The following is a 17,884-nucleotide window of genomic DNA, read 5'->3' on the forward strand; positions in this document are numbered from 1 at the left end:
AATTGCTGAAGAATGCAAAACAGGCTGGGGATGGACCCACAGCCTGTTTCAAACCACATCCCTCTGACCCATGAGAGTCAATCAATATATTTAGCTGGTCAGGATACGTTCAGCCAGCCAAGCCTGAAGCTCTGCGATTGGTACTCGAATCTGATCCATTGAATCCCTATCTCGCACAGTCACAGCATTGTCTTCAAGCGTATCAAAATCGATGGTCGCACAATAGGGGGTTCCAGCTTCATCCATACGACGATATCGGCGGCCAATGGCACCTTTTTCATCATAAAAAACATTAAAATGACGCTTGAGGTCATCCTTAATTTCCGTAGCCAACTCCTTCAAACCACCTTTTTTCACCAAAGGTAGAATAGCCACCTTAATGGGTGCCAGCTTTGGATGAAAATGCATGACAGTCCGAACAGAGCCATCCTCTAAAGTTTCTTCCTCATAAGCTTCACACATAACTGCCAGTGTGGTACGATCACAACCAGCGGAGGTCTCAATAATGAATGGGGTATAAACCTGATTTGTCTGGGGATCTCTATAACTCATATTCTTACCTGAGAATTCAGCGTGTTGCTTCAAATCAAAATCTGCGCGGTTATGAATTCCCTCCAACTCGCTCCAACCAATGGGAAACTTATATTCCACATCAAAAGCAGCACGGGCATAATGGGCCAGCTCATCTGGACCGTGTTCATGAAAGCGCAGGTTATCGGGGTTGATGCCGATGGTATCATAGAAAGCCTTGCGCCTTTCCATCCAGGTTTCAAACCATTCATCTGCCTGATCAGGATTTACAAAAAATTGCATTTCCATCTGCTCGAATTCACGAGTTCTGAAGATAAAGTTTCCCGGGGTTATCTCGTTCCGAAAGGCTTTACCAATCTGCGCAATTCCAAAAGGAATCTGCTGACGGGAAGTATCCACCACATTGGGGAAGTTCACAAAAATACCCTGGGCAGTTTCAGGTCGTAGATAAATAGTAGAAGCAGTATCTTCAACAGCACCCATCTGGGTCTTGAACATGAGATTGAATTGTCTGGATTCAGTAAGCTCACCGCCACACTCTGGACATTCCTTTGAAGTCATATTTGCTTCAGGAAGGTTATCCTCACGAAAACGAGTTTTGCATTTTTTACAATCCACAAGTGGATCGGTAAAACCACCAACATGACCACTGGCTTCCCAGACTTTGGGGTGCATGAGGATGGCTGCATCCAGACCAACAATATTATCATATTCCCTGGTCATGGCATTCCACCATGCCTGCTTTACATTTCTTTTAAGCTCAACACCCAGAGGTCCATAATCATAACAGGCGTTGATTCCGCCATAAATCTCACTCGATTGAAATACGAATCCCCGTCTTTTTGACAGAGATACGAGCTTCTCAAAACTTTCTAAACGTGCCATTATTGTCTCTCAATTTTTTTTTGCTAGGAAGCTTCCGTCTCGTTGACGCTTACTTCATGCTTACAGTTTGGGCAAAGCGCGTAGTCGCCCTTCTTCTTGGTTGATTTAGCCACCATGTATGGATTCTCACAGGCCGGACATTTGTGTGCAATTGGGGGATCCCAACTTACAAAATCACAGTCCGGATATTTCGTGCATCCATAAAAAGTTCTACCCCTCTTGGAGCGTCTGGGAGAAATATCCCCCTTACAATCTGGTTTGGGACAGGGCATCAATATGGTGAATGGTTTGGTGAATTTGCATTTGGGATAGGCTGAGCATGCGTAAAACTTTCCATATCGACCATCCCGGAGGACAAGGGGAGATTCACACTTCTCGCATTTCCCATGATCTTCAACAACCGTTTCTTCACCATCTTCTCCATTGGTGGGTGAATCGAGGGGTCTGGCATTTTTACAGGATGGGAATCCAGAGCAGGCCAGGAATCGACCGTTTTTACTCCATTTAATGACCATTGGCTTGCCGCACTTATCACAGGCTTCACCACTGTCTTCCTGGAGAGATTTTTTAAGCTCACTGTATGATTTTGAAGATTCCTCCAGCCATCTTTCAAGGTGTGACCAAAACTCTGTCATGACCTCCAGATAGGTGCTCTCCCCTTCTTCCACCTTATCCAGTTTAAGTTCCATTTCTCTAGTGAAGGTCTTATTCACCAATTCAGAAAAATTTTCTACCAGAAGCTTATTGGTCACTTTCCCTAGCTCAGTTGGATATAGTTTGCGCTTCTCTGACTGAACATAATTTCTGGCCTGGACCACGGAGATGATATTTGCATAGGTGGATGGGCGACCGATGCCTTCTTTATCAAGAATTTTTACCAAACTACTCTCAGTGTAGGGAGCAGGAGGTTTGGTGAAATGTTGATCTGCCTTGACCTCTAAGGCTTGAAGTTTCTCACTCTCTTCCAAATCTGATGGAAGGTGACTATCCTGTTCCTCAACATTTTCAAAGTAAACCACACGATACCCATCAAATACCAGATCAGAACCTGAAGCTCTCAAATCAAACCGGGTACCAGCTGTGACATCAACTGTGGATTGATCAAATACCGCTACAGCCATTTGTGAAGCAACAAAGCGTCGCCAAATAAGATCATAGAGTTTGGCTTGGGGAGCAGTCAACGAAGCCTTGATAGTATCGGGTGTCAGCTCTGGATTAGCTGGACGGATGGCTTCGTGAGCATCCTGAATTTTGCCGCCTTTTTTCCCAAATTGGCGAGGGGAAGCAGGCAAATAGTCTAAGCCATATTTCGACTCGATTTGGGATCGGGCAGATTTAATAGCAGATTCTGCCACACGGGTTGAATCGGTTCGCATATAGGTTATCAGACCAGTGGTTTCCCCGTCTGCCAGCGTAACACCTTCATATAGCTGCTGAGCCAGAGTCATGGTACGCTTAGTTGTAAAGCCAAGTTTTTGAAAAGCTGCCTGTTGAAGCGTCGACGTCGTAAAGGGTGCATGAGGATTTCTACGAACTCGCTTTTTAGTAACCTTTGATACAAGATATTGCTCATCCTTTAGGGCATTCCTGAGTTCAATTGCTGTGGATTCATTGGGAATGTAAGCCTTTTTTCCATCAACCTTCTGGAGTTCAGCTTCAAATGTTTTCTTTTTAGCAGTTTCAACATCAGCTTTAATGGTCCAATATTCCTGAGGTTCAAATCTATCGATTTCTTCCTGGCGCTCACATATGAGACGCAATGCCACAGATTGGACGCGACCGGCACTCAGCCCGGAATAGAGTACTCGCCATAAAAATGGACTCACTTTGAATCCAACCAGGCGATCTATGATGCGACGGGCCTGCTGCGCATTGACCATGTTCATGTCAAGCTCAGTTGCCTTCTGCATCCCCTCCAATACCCCAGTTTTGGTAATTTCATAGAACATGACCCGAGAAATCGGTTTATTAAGATTTTTCAGGATGCGGGTAACATGCCAGCCAATGGCCTCCCCTTCTCGATCAGGGTCAGTTGCCACAAAAATATGGGCTGCCTGTTTGGCAGCTTCTCTCAATGCTTCTACATTTTTTTTCTTACCGGGAATGGTCACATAGAGTGGTTTAAAATTGTCGTTCAGGTCCACACCCAGCTGAGTTCGAGGTAAATCTCGAATATGTCCAACGGTTGAAAGTACCTTGTACTCTTCCCCTAAATATTTTTTAATAGTCCCTGCTTTTGAGGGTGATTCGACGATGACGAGGTATTGAGACATGCTATTCCTTTAGTGTTCCATTATTTCAAGTCGCGAATAATATTCTGCTACCCACCCAAATGCAACACCTCGTATCAGGGCTTCTTCGCATTTATTCTGCTGCTCTTTTCCCCTATAGACTACGTCTATTATTTGAAAGGGTAATTATCTGCTTGAAGAGATTTAATAATACCGGGGGACAATCAACTTTTTTTAAACCAATTTTTTCCAGGCGAGAAAAAGGTGAGGAACGCCCTGATTATTGATGATATCCCCGTGGATTTTTTGATTGCCAGCGCCAGGCATCATCACACATTTCTTTTAATCCTTTTGCCGCTTTCCATCCCAGAACCTCAAATGCTTTTTGAGTATCGGCATAACACGCTGCAATATCACCAGCGCGTCGATGGACAATCTCGTAAGCAACTGTCTGACCGGAGGCTGATTCAAATGCTTTTACCATCTCCAGGACGCTATATCCCTGACCAGTCCCTAAATTGACAGTCACCAATCCGGGTTGTGTCATGAGATGGTCCAGGGCTTTTAGATGTCCCTGGGCTAGATCAACAACATGGATATAGTCACGCACGCCAGTTCCATCTCTGGTTTCATAATCATTCCCGTATACCGATAGTTTTTCCAACTTTCCGACGGCTACCTGAGAAATGTAGGGCATGAGATTGTTGGGGATGCCATTGGGATCTTCACCAATTTGACCGCTACTGTGGGCACCGACAGGATTAAAATATCTTAAAATTGAAATGTCCCACTCTGCATCGGAGAGGGCCAGGTCAGCCAACATCTCCTCAATGATCAATTTTGACCGTCCATAAGGATTGGTGGCAGATACTGGGAAATCCTCAGTAATTGGGACTGAGCTCGGATCACCATACACAGTTGCAGAAGATGAAAATACCAGACGTTTCACGCCATATGTTTTCATTTCTCCAAGTAAGTTTAAAGTTCCAGAGAGATTATTCTGGTAATACTTCAGGGGAATTTCTACTGATTCTCCTACTGCTTTCAATCCGGCAAAATGAATAACCGCATCTATATGATGATTTTGGAAGGGGGTTGCCAGAGCTGTTTGATCCAGGAGATCTATTTCATAAAAAACTGGCGCTTTCCCTGTGAGTGCTTCCACACGTCGGAGCGACTCCTGGCTACTATTGGAAAGATTGTCAATTACGATAACATCATCGCCTTGTGAGAGCAATTCAAGAACGGTGTGGCTACCTATATAGCCGGCACCACCAGTTACCAGGATTGTAGACATAGATTTTCTTTCTCGCTAAAATTCGACATTATCATTTACAAACGACCCAGGTGATTCAATGTTTCAACGAAAGGCAGGGATGCCTGTGATACTTTCCCCGACGACCAGTGTATGCATCTCATGGGTTCCTTCATAGGTGAGGACTGATTCCAAGTTAGCCGCATGCCGCATGGAAACATACTCATCTGTAATACCACTGGCGCCCAACACGCTCCTGGCAGAACGGGCAACCTCGATAGCCATGCGCACATTGTTCATTTTAGCCAGACTGACCTGCTTGTGATTCAGGGTTGCTCGATCTTTTAGACGACCCAGTTGTAGTGTCAGAAACTGAGCCTTGGTGATTTCATTCAGCATTTCCGCCAATTTTTGCTGGGTTAATTGAAACGCTCCGATTGGTTTATCAAACTGGATTCTGGTTTTCGCATAATCCACAGCTTCCTCATAACAGGCAATGGCTGCTCCAATCACACCCCAATTGATGCCATATCGCGCCTGACTCAAGCAACTCAGAGGTGCTTTGAGACCATTTGCTTCAGGCAGTTTGTTCTCCAGGGGTATGGTACAGTTGTTTAATACAATTTCGCCTGTTACGGAAGCTCTCAGGGACAATTTCCCCTTTATTTCCGGGGTCTCGAATCCAGGTGTCCCTCGTTCAACGAGAAATCCTCTGACTTCCCCCTGCTCATCCTTGGCCCAGATCAGGGCCACATCTGCAACAGGTGAGTTGGTAATCCACATTTTGGTACCATTAAGAATGAAGCTGTCGCTCTCCTGCTTTACCCGGGCGATCATTCCGCCAGGGTTTGACCCAAAGTCAGGTTCAGTCAGTCCAAAACAGCCAACTTTTTCTCCTGAAGCCAGCAGGGGTAACCATTTGTCCTTTTGCGCTTCTGAGCCATATTTCCAGATGGGCCACATGACCAGTGATCCCTGTACAGATGCGAAGCTGCGCAGACCTGAGTCTCCACGCTCCAGTTCCTGCATCATCAAGCCGAAAGCCACACTATTTATCCCTGCAGTCCCATACTTCTCTGGGAGTGTAGATCCAAAAAATCCCATCTCTCCCATTTCAGCCTGCAATTCAAAAGGGAAACTTCCCTCCCTGTAATGTTTTGAAATGAGGGGATTAAAACGGTCACGCACCCAATCATGAGCCATATTTTGAACAGCTATCTCTTCTTCAGAGAGCAAAGCTGACAAGTCAAAAAAATCTGGACCAACTATTTTTAAAGCCATGTAGATTCTCCAATTTCAGCTGCAAAGGTAAACGCTGTAAAAACCTGGCAAACAAAAAACACCAATGCTCCTATGTCTTATATCATTTCTTTCTGCCTCTGCGCCATATATTATTGGCCATGGAAAATGACCTGCTATTTCAGTTTGAAGATGTGCACTTAATGGTTGATGATTTAAACATCCTCCAGGGACTTAATTTTAACATTTCTAAAGGTGAGTTTGTAGCTGTTATTGGTGCCTCAGGTGCTGGCAAAAGCTCTCTATTAAGAATGTTTAACGCCCTGACCAGTCCCAGCTCGGGAAAAATCACATTCCGGGGTGGTGAGATTGATTCAGATATACAAGCGCTCCGCAAAAATGTAGGTGTTCTCTTTCAAAACCCTGTGGTTTTTGAAGGGACAGTCAGGGAGAATTTATTGATTGCCGGCCGCTGGGACCAGAGCATCTCTCAAACGCTGGATCATGAGATTCTGACTGCTCTGGATCAGGTTGGTTTAGTCGGCATTAAATTAACGCATCATGCCCGGGATCTCTCAGGTGGAGAACAACAAAGGCTAGCTCTGGCCAGGACCCTGCTGAACCATCCACAGGTTCTGCTACTGGATGAGCCTACATCCAATCTGGATCCAAAACTTGCCCGTGAAATCATGGACCAGATCGAGGAACTGAGAGGTGCATTAAATTTAACAGTTATCGCTGTTTCTCATGATCACATGCTCATGCGTCGATACGCCAAACGAGTTATCATTTTATCCCATGGAAAAATTATCGGGGATGGAGATTTTAAAACCCTTGATAAGTCACACGCCTTTGAGGATGCGGGCCTGTTAAAAAATGAGGTCACTGATGCGACCTGATTTTTATGTCCTGAGTTGGAATGATTTGCTGGTATCACTGCTGTTTATTGCCTTTTCACTATTTTTAATCAAAAAATGGAAGTTAGGCCTGGAAAACACGCTTCTGATCGGTACGGTGCGTACCTTTGTTCAGTTGACCCTTATGGGGTATGTGCTAACCTGGTTTTTTGGTCAAGAACATTGGGCATTTATGCTTGCTTTGCTCTTTATCATGATAGTGATTGCCAGTTATGAGGGTACACGACGTCAGAAGCATGCAATCCCCCACTTCTTCCCTGCCATGTTGGTGGCCTTATTGGGTTCAGCCATCCTTATTTTAGGGACTATCCTGCTTTTTATCCTGGATGTGGAGCCCTGGTTCTCACCTTACGCGGCCATTCCTATTGGCGGAATGATTATAGGCAATGGGCTCAATTCGACGGCATTGACAGCCAATCGATTTGTAGGTGAGATGAAACATCGGGAGCGGGAGATTGAAACCCTGCTGGCGCTGGGTGCCACCCCAAAACTGGCCGTCCACGATGCCATGAAGGCTTCGATCCATGCTGCATTAATCCCAAACATCAATGCCATGATGACCGTGGGTTTGGTACAACTCCCCGGTGTGATGACAGGTCAGATTCTTGCTGGAATTGATCCCATTATTGCTGTGCGCTATCAAATCATGATTATGTATATGTGGTTCACAACAGCAACCCTGGCCAACATGATTATGCTGGCCATTGTGTACCGTCAATATTTTACATCAAAATTACAGCTCAGGCGTGAGCTGCTGAGGGAAAAAGCCTAGATCAAACCTTCTTCACCGAGAAATTTGTTGGCTTCATCAACATGCTTTTTGAAGTCTTCCCACAAAGCTGGAGCAACCGTAATACCCTTCTGAGTTGGACGCCATTCGTCCTCGTCAGCCAGATAGTGAATTCTAAAATCCACATAGGTGCGACCCTTGAATTCTTTTACCTGAATCAGAATCTTTTCAGTTTCACTTCGTTCTACTTCACCAATAATCTTTTCCATGTATTTATCCTTTTCTTTGTTTCAATACTACTTGCTTGAGGTGCCCCATTTTTCATCAAATTCATTCGAAGTAAACCCAAAGGAACCAACATCGCCCATAACCACAAAGGGTCTTTTGATGAGATTGGAATCTTGAAGCATCAACTCAATGGCTTTGGCTTTATCTGGAAGATTTTGCCCCAGCTTTAATTCACGATAAATAGCCGACCGGGAATTCAAGTAGGGTTTGATATCATTTGCATCAATAAATTTTTCCAGCAGCTCGCGACTGGGAGGGCTGTTTATGATATCCACCTTTTCAAATTCAACCTTGCTTTCATTCAGATAAACCTGGGCCTTTTTACAGGTTCCACATGTTTTTTTATCATAGAATGTTGGCTTCATAAACTGTCCCTTTCAAATTCTTCAGTATAAATAATTACTGTCCCCACACTTTCCTAATACCGAATTTCAAAAGTTTTGAAATCCCCACTGTAGCTCCGGGCAAGATTCTCAACTGCTTCAACCTGGGACCACCTGTTGCCCACACCTACCTCTTTTAAGAAGGATATTATCAGCCCGTGGTCTCCTTCAGCGACTCCAACCACCGACCCATCTGAATGATTTTTCACCCATCCTGTGAGACCCAACCCTTGAGCTGTGGATTTTACAAAGAATCTAAATCCTACACCTTGAACTTTTCCAGAAACTCTAAATTCAGTTGATGTATCCATATCATTTCTTTTTCTTGATGGCTTCCTCAGGCAGAACGCTGGGGCAAAACTCAGCCAGAACACAGGTATGGCATTGAGGCCGTCGTGCAATACATACTGCTCTCCCATGATCGATAATGAGATGGGTAAACATGACCCAATGTTCCTGTTGTTCTATGACCTTCTGAAGTTCCATTTCAATTTTGACAGCATCTTTTTGATTGGTCATTCTCAACAGATTGGCAATACGGATCACGTGGGTATCAACCACCAGACCAGGGATATGGAAACCTGTACCCAGAACCACATTGGCCGTTTTGCGACCCACTCCAGGGAGTTTCACCAGATCATCCAGGTTTGCAGGGACTTCTCCCCCATGCTCCTGCAGGAGGGTTTGTGCACAGGCACTCATGTTTCTTGATTTGCTGTTAAAAAATCCCGTTGAACGAACCAGTTCTGCGAGATGTTCAACTGGCGCGCTGGCCATGCTCTTAGCTGTGGGGTAATGCTTAAATAATTTGGGGGTTACCATATTCACGCGATCATCAGTGCATTGGGCAGATAGCATGGTGGAAATGAGCAGTTGAAAAGGAGACCGATGTTCCAGGCTGCATTTTGAATCTGGATATGTCTTATACAGGGCATCAATGATTAGACGCATACGAAGCTTTTTATTTGTCACTGATTCTCTCATTTAGTTCTCCGCATCTGCAAATATTTTTTCATCTCATTCATACCAATGGTATTCAGAACTTCTGCTGCTGTGAGGCCCCCTTTGCGAGCCGTGCGAACACCTAAAGGGACAGTTTTAAGTCCCGTGACGCTATGGGCATCAGGGTTAATGGAGATTTTTACACCCCGTTCTTTGGCGTATTTTAGATACCGCCAATCCAAATCAAGTCGCTTGGGGGTTGTGTTGATTTCAATCAGTTTATCATTTTCGGCTGCCACATCAATTATTGTTGGTAAATCTGGATTATAGCCAGGTCTGGCCATAAGCATTCTGCCAGTTGGGTGTCCGAGAATGGTGGTAAATGGGCTTTGGAGCGCTCGTACAATGCGATTCGTTTGTTTTACAGGATCCAGATGAAAATGGCTGTGGATTGAAGCAATCACAAAATCAAATCCTGCCAGGAGTTCCTCATCATAATCCAGGCTCCCATCCTTAAGGATATCTGCTTCAATTCCCTTAAATATGTGAAAATCAGAGTTAGCATCGTTGAGCTGATCAATGAGTTCCCACTGAGATTTGACTTTATCAGGTTTCAAGCCATTGGCATAGTAGGCAGCTTGTGAATGCTCACTGATGCCGAGATATTGGTATCCCAGATTCCGAGCGGCCTCAGCCAGTTCTTCAAGCGAATTTCGCCCATCACTCCAAGTGGAGTGGGCATGAAAGGTGCCTTTTATATCACTTTCCTCAATCAGCTTAATTTCTTCTGAAAAAGAAGCGTAGACATCCCGCAGTTCAGGTTCAATCCATTGAATGCCTATTGATTCACACAGGACTTTTTCAGTTGATGCGTTCTTTTGCCCGGCGAGTGCCTGGATGGTTGATTCAGTATCATTACCATATAGGTTGGATATGTTTTCTAAATAAACCTCACCACCCGTGCGGATCAGTTGTTCAGCGGCAAAGCTTTCCGAACTGCAAATCCATAGCTGAATTGGAATCCCCGACTTATCAGTGAAAATGAGTGGCGTTGAAACAGTGAGCTCACAATCATATTGATTATGCAGCTCAGAAATCAACTGTGCCTGATCTGCTTCAACAATAAATTCAACCGATTGAATAAGCTTGTCTCCGCGTCTGATTTTTCCAGTCAACTCAATATGACCCACACAAGAGAGACGATCCATATTGCCCATCCACCTCTGTGCTGCGGACAGAGCAACATCAAGATAAAAATCTCTGGTATGTTTGGATCGAAAGGTAATGGCATCCAGTAATTTCACCTGATGCCTGGGACCAAACCCCTTCATATTGGAAAGCGCATCCGCTTCACAGGCCTTCTGGAGGGATTCCATGTTGCTGATGTCAAATTCATGCCAGAGTTGTTTAACTTTCTTCATTCCCAGACCAGGGAGATCCAGCAGATCAGACAGGCCTTCAGGAAGTTGAGATTCCAGTTCCTGTTCCAGACCTACTGTTCCGGCTTTGGCATAATTCATAATGACATAAGCTAAGGTTGGTCCCACACCGGGGACATCCTTCAAACGGTCTTCATCGACCAATACACCCATGTCTTCTGCATGCTCCCTGACAATTCGAGCTGCTTTTTCAAAGCTCTGAATCTTGAAGGGGCTTTCATCCAGGAGGGACATCATGGAGGCGAGGCGATTTATTCTATCAGATATTTGCGAATTATTCATTTCTCAAAATAAATAAGGATTGGTGATAAAGAAGTATTACTGAAGATATTCACAATGAGTCATGGCTGTTTGAAATTGGGGTCAGAATTAACATATTGCCAGCATGAATCAATTGAGACTTCGTCAAAAACGTCAACTCATCAATCATTTGCGTGATTTTTTCACAGGGAGGGACTTTTTTGAAATAGAAACTCCCCTTCTGGTGCCTTCCCCGGGGATGGAAGTGCATCTACATAGCTTCACCACAAAATATATACAGCATGATGGGTCTGAGGAGCTGCTTCACTTACCCACATCACCAGAATTTGCCATTAAAAAGGCGCTGGGTGCTGGATTCGAGAGGATATTTGAAATTGCCCGGGTGTTTCGGAATCATGGAGAGCTTGGCCCCCAACATCACCCTGAGTTCAATATGCTGGAATGGTATCGGCCTGGTTCATACATCCAGATTATGGATGATATAGAGGCCTTACTCCATTATTTGAGCCAACACTTTGAGACGACTCGCCTTTCAGAGGGGTTTACATGGGAAACTGTCAAGCGGACATCTATTCAGGACTGTTTTCATATTCATGCAAATCTTGAGTTGGGGCGTGGCATGAGTGAACCTGACTATTGGCGAAGTGAAGCTGCTCGAACCCTTGATGAGGAGATTCCAGGGGATGATAGTTTTGAGGATATCTTTTTCCGTGTGTGGCTCAAGTTGATTGAGCCCAATCTTGGGATGACGCAGCCAGAAATTGTCTATGCCTATCCAGCTTCCATGGCAGCTTTATCAAAACTCAAAGCGCCGGAAAATGTCTGGGCAGAACGATTTGAACTATACATCCGTGGCATCGAAATCGGCAACGCCTTTAGTGAATTGACCGATTCTGAAGAACAGCTCAAGCGATTTGAAGATGCCAATCGAAAACGCAAGACACTCGGTTATCCACCCCATCCCATTGACTCTGATTTTATCGAGGCTGTAGGCAAAATGCCTCCAACGGGAGGCATTGCACTCGGTGTCGAACGTCTACTCATGGCCCTAACGGGTGAAACCGATATACGCCAATTCTTTCTCTATCCTGTTGGGGAAGCCAGACGTAAAAAGAAGGTGATGGAAGACCTCGACCCCAAGGATCCCAATACTACATTCCCATCTTGATCTCTCCAATTAGACAGCTCTCTATCTCTTAAGGGGAGACCGGAATATATATATTTGCCATAGCTGCTGTTCAGGCTGCTGACTGTAATGCGATACATCCCCAAGGGAAAGCCAATGAAACTTTCCTGGAATAAAGGTAAACCTGTCGTCTCATCCTCCTGAAATGCTGCTCTGGTATATGCATAGAATCCCTTTATAGAATCAGGTCGGAAATAGAGGTCGAGTTGCAAAGCACCAAATAATGACTCCTCAGGATTATTCCAGGTCAGATAGGAATAGTTATTTGCTGGTGTAACCAGAGTATCATTTAGCCAGGTAGTGTTTTCCCACAGTAGATTGAGTGGGGAAGAGATAATGTCAGTGCTGGCTGAAATAATTCTACCAGAGGACGTGGTAATTTCAATGGTGTATATTTTACTGGAATCCAGTTGGACATTCCAATACTGTTCATGGGGGACATAAGCTCCATAAGTATAGGTAATATAAGGGTTTTGAGCAGCGACTTCAGGAGGCCCACCAGGACCATAGCTCACATCAAAACTTGCTGCTTGTGACTTCCATACGAACTCTGCCACAACGCCGGAGTTCAGTGAATCACGGAGAACAACGGATACCATGGTGGAGTCATGCACCTGGGGTAAAACTTCGATATAGTCATCCACATGGGGTTCACCCGGATCAGGGATACCGTTCCCCTGACCAATTGGGGGTTGATCCGGTCCACGATACTCACCGCCAATATCATCATTCAATGGTTCACCATCATCCCACTTCCCATTACCGTTTTCATCCGTGTAACTCTCCCAGTCTCCATTGTCATCTATCCCATTGAACAGGGAAGTATCGGTGACCAATATGGTTTTGTCCATGCGGATAATCGATTTTGAAAAATCGTTCTGGTCTAGAACTCCTTCAACTCTGAGTTCAACTTCATAGCTCTCAAAATCTTCAGCAAAGTCAGCGATACTGAGTTCTTCTGTACAACCAGTGAATATCATTACCAGGGTCGCAATACTGATAATTTTTAGAAATATGGTCTTGTTCAGGATTGTCATACTCACCTCTAGAATTTGAATTCAACACCAAATGTAGGCAGGAAGGGAAACATTCCGATTCCCTCAACGGTCCCTGCTGCCAGGTCCCAATTGTAAACAAAGGTGTTAAAATGATTGGTTGCGTTGATAATCTGCACTTTGAACAGACCCTCAAGGTTGAAAGGGTTGATCACACGTGAATAACTCACATCTACTCTGAAATAGTTTGGATAGCGTGCTGAGTTTCGATTGCCCTTGATCTCTGTAAGATTCGTATAGGGATTACCATAATCAAAAGTTGATCCATTTTGCGTGTAGATATAGCCAACAGTCGGTGTATAAAGGTTTGAACTGCTGCTACTGAGTGTTAGACCAAAACTATTTTTGCTTGAGGCAGCGTAGCTAAGAACGACATTTGCTGAAAAGGGTTGATCAAATTTGGATTTATAAATCTCACCTTCACTCTCCAAAATTAGACCATCCCCATTGAAATCGAATTCTTGAGAGCTATTCATAATTGAAAGACCGACCCAGCCAGTAAGTTTACCAGCGTTCCTTTTTAGAAGGAACTCGGCACCATAAACCTCTGCCGTACCCTCTGTATAATCATCATCAGGATCTATAAAACTTTGATTGGGGTTGATGACCAGGGTGTTGCTGTAGGGTTTGTAATAGCCTTCAACACTGGTAAACCACCCATCACCGAGCCACTGCTCAAGACCGAGGATAAAGTGCTGTACTCGTTTGGCACCATAATTTTCAGGGATGGGATTCCAGAAGTCAACTATACTCAAGATGGCATCTTCATCCTGGGCTGTAAAGATGAACTGGTTATATATTCCCCAGGCACCTTTCAAGGCCAAATCCTTATTAAACAGGTATTTAAATCCAAGTCTGGGTTCATAATAGAGATTATCATGAGCAGAATATTTAGTGATGCGCATACCGGCCTGCAGCATGAAGACTGGATTGGGCTGCCATTTATCCTGGAGGATAGCGCTGTAAATCGTGTTGTCCTCTTGCTCATCAATAAAACTGATAATTCCATCACCAATATTAAAATTGACACCCAGGGCTTTAATTTCCAAACCTGTGGTGACTGTATGTGCTGATGAGATGTACCAATCCAAATTTTCTTTGACCGTCCAATCATTTATTTCATTAAAAACGACAAATTCTGCCTCAGCAATTGAGCCTGAAGTATCGGTGGCAGAATATTGAAGATTTACATCAAACTTATAGCTGGTGTTAGCCAGAGAGAGGGTGGAAACAATTTTTGTGTTAGGTACCCAGCGCCATTCAGTACTCCTTGTAGAATTACCCCAATCCCAGCGGAAGTTTACATCTGAATCTGACTGTTCAAGCTGGAATTCAATTCGGTCACGACCTTGGTACTGGGAAAAGCTGAAGCGGTTGGTTGGATTGATATTCTGGATGATTTTTCCCTGGAAATCATAAAAATAATAGGACCAGTCCATGGGCTCATCCTTGGCCCAATAATAGATCCGGGCGAGTTGATCAAAATAGGTTCGTCTGCCAGAGAACAGCCATGAGCCTTTGCCAATGGGACCTTCAAGCAAAATCTTGGAGCTAAGTAAATTGACCTCGCCTGCGACCTGACTCAGATCGAAATAATCACCTAATTTATTGCCAGTAACATTTTTTTTCTGTCTAGAATCGCCTTCCCGACCCGTGATACTCAATACAGAGGAAATACGATTCCCATACTTAGCGGGAAAGCCACCTGCAATAAATTCAGCATCGGCGATGGCATCGGCATTGAATGTTGAGAAGACCCCCCCTAAATGAAATGGATTGTAGATCTCGATTCCGTCCAGCATGATCAGGTTTTCGTCTGGACTGCCACCTCGAACAACCAGTGCTGATGAAAAATCGCTTGATGATTGGACTCCGGGCAAAAGTTGCAGCGTCCTAAAAATATCGGCTTCTACAAAGGCCGGCATGAGCTTCACATCGCGCATTGACAGGCTGACAGCACTAACTTCTACCTGTCTCTCAAATCGCTGCCTCTCACCAGTAACCACAACTTCCTGTCCCTCTATATCAGCAGGTTCCATCTCAAAATCCTGGCGCTGCTCAAGCCCGGCAACGACTGAAATCTCGCGTTCAACGCGCTCATGACCAATAATGGTAACCAGCATGGTATAATTGCCTGCCGGTATATTGCTTATGGTATAGTAACCAGCGATATCACTTGCTGCACCGATCCCCGTGCCTTTGATAGTTACATTACCGTACATGAGGGGTTCACCCGTATCGGCGTGGCGGAGATTTCCATTAATCCTGCCAAACCTTTCTTGAGCAATACCTTGATCCACCAGAATGAGTGACAGGATGAATATCCAGTTCAGGAGCGTGTATCTTTTCATTCGATCTTCTTTCTATATCAGCCTATTCCAGTCAGGGCTGTTTACTGACGCCAACATTCTAATCCTGAAATGAATGGACTGCAATAAAATAATGAGCGTTATGAGCGTTATTAATCAACAGGTGAGTCCGAAGCTCTCAATTTATATTGAGTTCTGGATTGTCACATTCATTCCCCATGTCCATCTCAGCATCTCTTTTATCACGGAGCGAATGTAAACGATAACTGGTGGGAGGTGAGTTTTATTCGTGGAACAGCAGACCTGGAGTGTTAAACTTATGTTTGGTGGGATAAGTAAAAAGAAGGCAGGACCCCCTGCCTTCTTTTTACGAAAGTGGAAATAAATAAGAGGGTATTAGTTCTCTTCTGAATCTCCCTTTTGTTGATCGATGCGATAGACAATAAGATAGGCTGCACCAACTGCTGCGGGTATTAATCCCCAGACCCACATACCTGATGGGGCATCATCGGGTATGGCCAAAGCCATTCCGAGGGTCATGATGATTCCCAGAAAAAGCCATATCAATCCAGGTAAGAGGCGATTCTTATTTACATCTGGAAATTTTACATCAACCCCTTTTTCAATGGCTGCGAGAATTTCAGTGCTCTCGATTTTTCTTTTCTGATTTTTTAAGATCATGGCGGCAATCGCTACCGCGCCGACAACTAAGAACATAGCGATTGGAACAAAGGCTTCCATTGCGGTATTCATTGTATTCTCCTTTTATATAGATTTTAGGTTCATCGTGGTATTAGACCGAGATCTATTTGTTTTTGTTGCATCTTTTTACTTATTTTTTGAAGAATTTTTATTTTTAGTCAAACTGCAACAAATCAACATTATTCCAGGTCTAAGTATTAATATGATCAATATGATTCCCAGAGTTCAAAAAGAAGCAGATCACCTCTTTCGGGATATAGTAAAGAATCATAGTAGTCTTATTTATAATCTGGCGCTGATGAAATGCAATCAGGTCACCCTGGCCGAAGATATCTGTCAGGAAACATTTATTCGGGTTTATAAAGGGCTGCAAAATTTCAGAGATGATTCTCAGCTGGGTACCTGGATATATCGAATTGCCCTAAATGTATGCCATACCATGATCAAAAAAGAGTCTCAGCTATCCTCAAGAATGATTCCTCTGGGGGAAAGGGCGGATCTGGAACCTGAAGAACTCAATAGCGATGTCCAGGATATTTTTATCCAGGAAGTGGAAAAAGACCAAATCAGAGAAGCAGTTTCAGCTTTATCCCCCCTGCAATCTGACGCGATCACACTTTACTATTTAAAGGAATTTCAATACACAGAGGTGGCCGAAATTATGGATATTCCCTTAAATACGGTAAAATCCCATATTCGCAGAGCCAAAGCCAATTTGAAACTAATGTTAATGGAGGTCTATAGTGAGACCTGATAATTCCACCAAGCAAGATGTCATTGATGCCCTACTTGAAAATTCCTGGGAGAACCCGCCAGCACATCTTGAGCAACAACTTATGGCAATCCCATCGCAAATTGTTTTGGCTCAAAATCGTCAGCTTGATCGAATCTCCTTATTTCTCAATGGAATTCTCATGTTGTGGGGTGCAGGTATGCTAATGTTTTTCTGGACACCACTGAAGGGCATGCTAGCCTCCTTGTCTCAGGGTGCCATTGGATTCAGCGCCTTATCTCCTCAAATGTTGATGCATCCCATTGTAGGATTAATTGCCTTGACCTGTTTACTCTTGGGTTGGGTTTGGGTGGACACAGAAAAGCATCCGGGGCTCACAAAGGTTTAAAAATAAAGTGGCTGTCCCATATGAGTGGCCTTTTTATTTAGGGTAAAATGGTATAAGGGTAGGGTTATACTCGCATAATATGACTGTGATTCAATTTAATCTCACAACGATGATCACGAATCTAAACTGGACTATTCGTTCTTTTCGTTTTCTTCGTTGTAAAAAAATGGGAGTTAAGCTGTTTGCTGAGGCCGCATCCAAATCCTGAATGAAAATTGAGATAATTAGATGCAAGTCGAGACATTTTAGAGATTTCTGAACCAAACATCCCTATAATCGAGTAGGAGGATAGGGATTAATTCCCTATCCGTCCTCTCACACCACCCTGCGTACGGTTCCGTACAGGGCGGTTCCTTAATTTACACCTTAACATTTCGGTAATAATCCGTGAAAAAGAGGTATCCAGCTTC

17 protein-coding genes are annotated in these 17,884 nt (G+C 44.1%); 5 read left to right on the forward strand and 12 right to left on the reverse strand.

The window, feature by feature from the left end; genetic code table 11:
• Positions 1-90: 90 nt before the first annotated feature.
• From ISR87_10085 to ISR87_10100, 4 genes are all read right to left on the reverse strand, one after another.
• Positions 91-1,416, reverse strand: coding sequence for a glycine--tRNA ligase (locus ISR87_10085; protein MBL7025794.1), 1,326 nt, complete (start codon positions 1,414-1,416; stop codon positions 91-93).
• Between the two features lie 23 nt (positions 1,417-1,439).
• On the reverse strand, positions 1,440-3,689 hold the full coding sequence (gene topA / locus ISR87_10090; GenBank protein MBL7025795.1) for a type I DNA topoisomerase: 2,250 nt from the start codon (positions 3,687-3,689) through the stop codon (positions 1,440-1,442).
• 238 nt (positions 3,690-3,927) lie between these two features.
• A complete protein-coding gene (gene galE, locus ISR87_10095; protein ID MBL7025796.1) occupies positions 3,928-4,944 on the reverse strand; it encodes a UDP-glucose 4-epimerase GalE in 1,017 nt (338 codons plus the stop codon).
• Positions 4,945-5,007: 63 nt separating this feature from the next.
• Complete coding sequence (locus ISR87_10100; GenBank protein ID MBL7025797.1) at positions 5,008-6,183, reverse strand: acyl-CoA dehydrogenase family protein; 1,176 nt, start codon at positions 6,181-6,183, stop codon at positions 5,008-5,010.
• A gap of 161 nt (positions 6,184-6,344) precedes the next feature.
• On the opposite strand from ISR87_10100, the gene ISR87_10105 reads away from it, so the two are divergent.
• Entirely contained in the window at positions 6,345-7,040 is a 696-nt protein-coding gene (locus tag ISR87_10105; GenBank protein MBL7025798.1) for an ABC transporter ATP-binding protein, read from the forward strand.
• Positions 7,030-7,830 (forward strand): iron export ABC transporter permease subunit FetB, encoded by an 801-nt coding sequence (gene fetB / locus ISR87_10110; GenBank protein ID MBL7025799.1) that lies wholly within the window; start codon positions 7,030-7,032, stop codon positions 7,828-7,830. The genes ISR87_10105 and fetB overlap by 11 nt, the downstream gene beginning before the upstream one ends.
• Here the strand turns inward: fetB and ISR87_10115 are convergent.
• The 5 genes from ISR87_10115 to ISR87_10135 are packed head-to-tail and all read right to left on the reverse strand — an operon-like array spanning position 7,827 to position 11,122.
• The gene (locus tag ISR87_10115) at positions 7,827-8,057 is read right to left on the reverse strand and encodes a transcriptional coactivator p15/PC4 family protein (protein ID MBL7025800.1); all 231 of its coding nucleotides are present in this window, start codon (positions 8,055-8,057) and stop codon (positions 7,827-7,829) included. The genes fetB and ISR87_10115 overlap by 4 nt on opposite strands.
• Positions 8,058-8,084: 27 nt before the next feature.
• The gene (locus ISR87_10120) at positions 8,085-8,441 is read right to left on the reverse strand and encodes a Spx/MgsR family RNA polymerase-binding regulatory protein (protein MBL7025801.1); all 357 of its coding nucleotides are present in this window, start codon (positions 8,439-8,441) and stop codon (positions 8,085-8,087) included.
• Positions 8,442-8,494: 53 nt separating this feature from the next.
• Entirely contained in the window at positions 8,495-8,770 is a 276-nt protein-coding gene (locus tag ISR87_10125) for an acylphosphatase (protein MBL7025802.1), read from the reverse strand.
• Position 8,771: 1 nt separating this feature from the next.
• Positions 8,772-9,443 carry an endonuclease III gene (gene nth / locus ISR87_10130; GenBank protein ID MBL7025803.1) on the reverse strand — a complete coding sequence of 224 codons (672 nt, stop codon included), beginning with the start codon at positions 9,441-9,443 and terminating at the stop codon, positions 8,772-8,774.
• Complete coding sequence (locus ISR87_10135) at positions 9,440-11,122, reverse strand: hypothetical protein (protein ID MBL7025804.1); 1,683 nt, start codon at positions 11,120-11,122, stop codon at positions 9,440-9,442. Before ISR87_10135 ends, nth begins: the two co-directional genes overlap by 4 nt.
• A 112-nt stretch (positions 11,123-11,234) precedes the next feature.
• On the opposite strand from ISR87_10135, the gene genX reads away from it, so the two are divergent.
• Complete coding sequence (gene genX / locus ISR87_10140) at positions 11,235-12,269, forward strand: EF-P lysine aminoacylase GenX (protein ID MBL7025805.1); 1,035 nt, start codon at positions 11,235-11,237, stop codon at positions 12,267-12,269.
• On the opposite strand, the gene ISR87_10145 is transcribed toward genX, so the two are convergent.
• The 3 genes from ISR87_10145 to ISR87_10155 form a co-directional block, all read right to left on the reverse strand.
• Positions 12,185-13,324: a hypothetical protein gene (locus tag ISR87_10145; GenBank protein ID MBL7025806.1), complete on the reverse strand. Its 1,140-nt coding sequence runs from the start codon at positions 13,322-13,324 to the stop codon at positions 12,185-12,187. The two genes, genX and ISR87_10145, sit on opposite strands and share 85 nt — an antisense overlap.
• An 8-nt stretch (positions 13,325-13,332) precedes the next feature.
• Complete coding sequence (locus ISR87_10150) at positions 13,333-15,693, reverse strand: TonB-dependent receptor (GenBank protein ID MBL7025807.1); 2,361 nt, start codon at positions 15,691-15,693, stop codon at positions 13,333-13,335.
• A gap of 354 nt (positions 15,694-16,047) precedes the next feature.
• Positions 16,048-16,404: a hypothetical protein gene (locus ISR87_10155; GenBank protein MBL7025808.1), complete on the reverse strand. Its 357-nt coding sequence runs from the start codon at positions 16,402-16,404 to the stop codon at positions 16,048-16,050.
• A 151-nt stretch (positions 16,405-16,555) separates the two neighbouring features.
• Between ISR87_10155 and ISR87_10160 the strand changes: the two genes are divergently transcribed.
• A complete protein-coding gene (locus ISR87_10160; protein MBL7025809.1) occupies positions 16,556-17,107 on the forward strand; it encodes an RNA polymerase sigma factor in 552 nt (183 codons plus the stop codon).
• Positions 17,097-17,474, forward strand: coding sequence for a hypothetical protein (locus ISR87_10165; GenBank protein ID MBL7025810.1), 378 nt, complete (start codon positions 17,097-17,099; stop codon positions 17,472-17,474). The genes ISR87_10160 and ISR87_10165 overlap by 11 nt, the downstream gene beginning before the upstream one ends.
• Positions 17,475-17,884: the final 410 nt, after the last annotated feature.

It is taken from the genome of Candidatus Neomarinimicrobiota bacterium (assembly GCA_016784545.1).
Classification (GTDB): domain Bacteria; phylum Fidelibacterota; class UBA8477; order UBA8477; family JABMPR01; genus JABMPR01.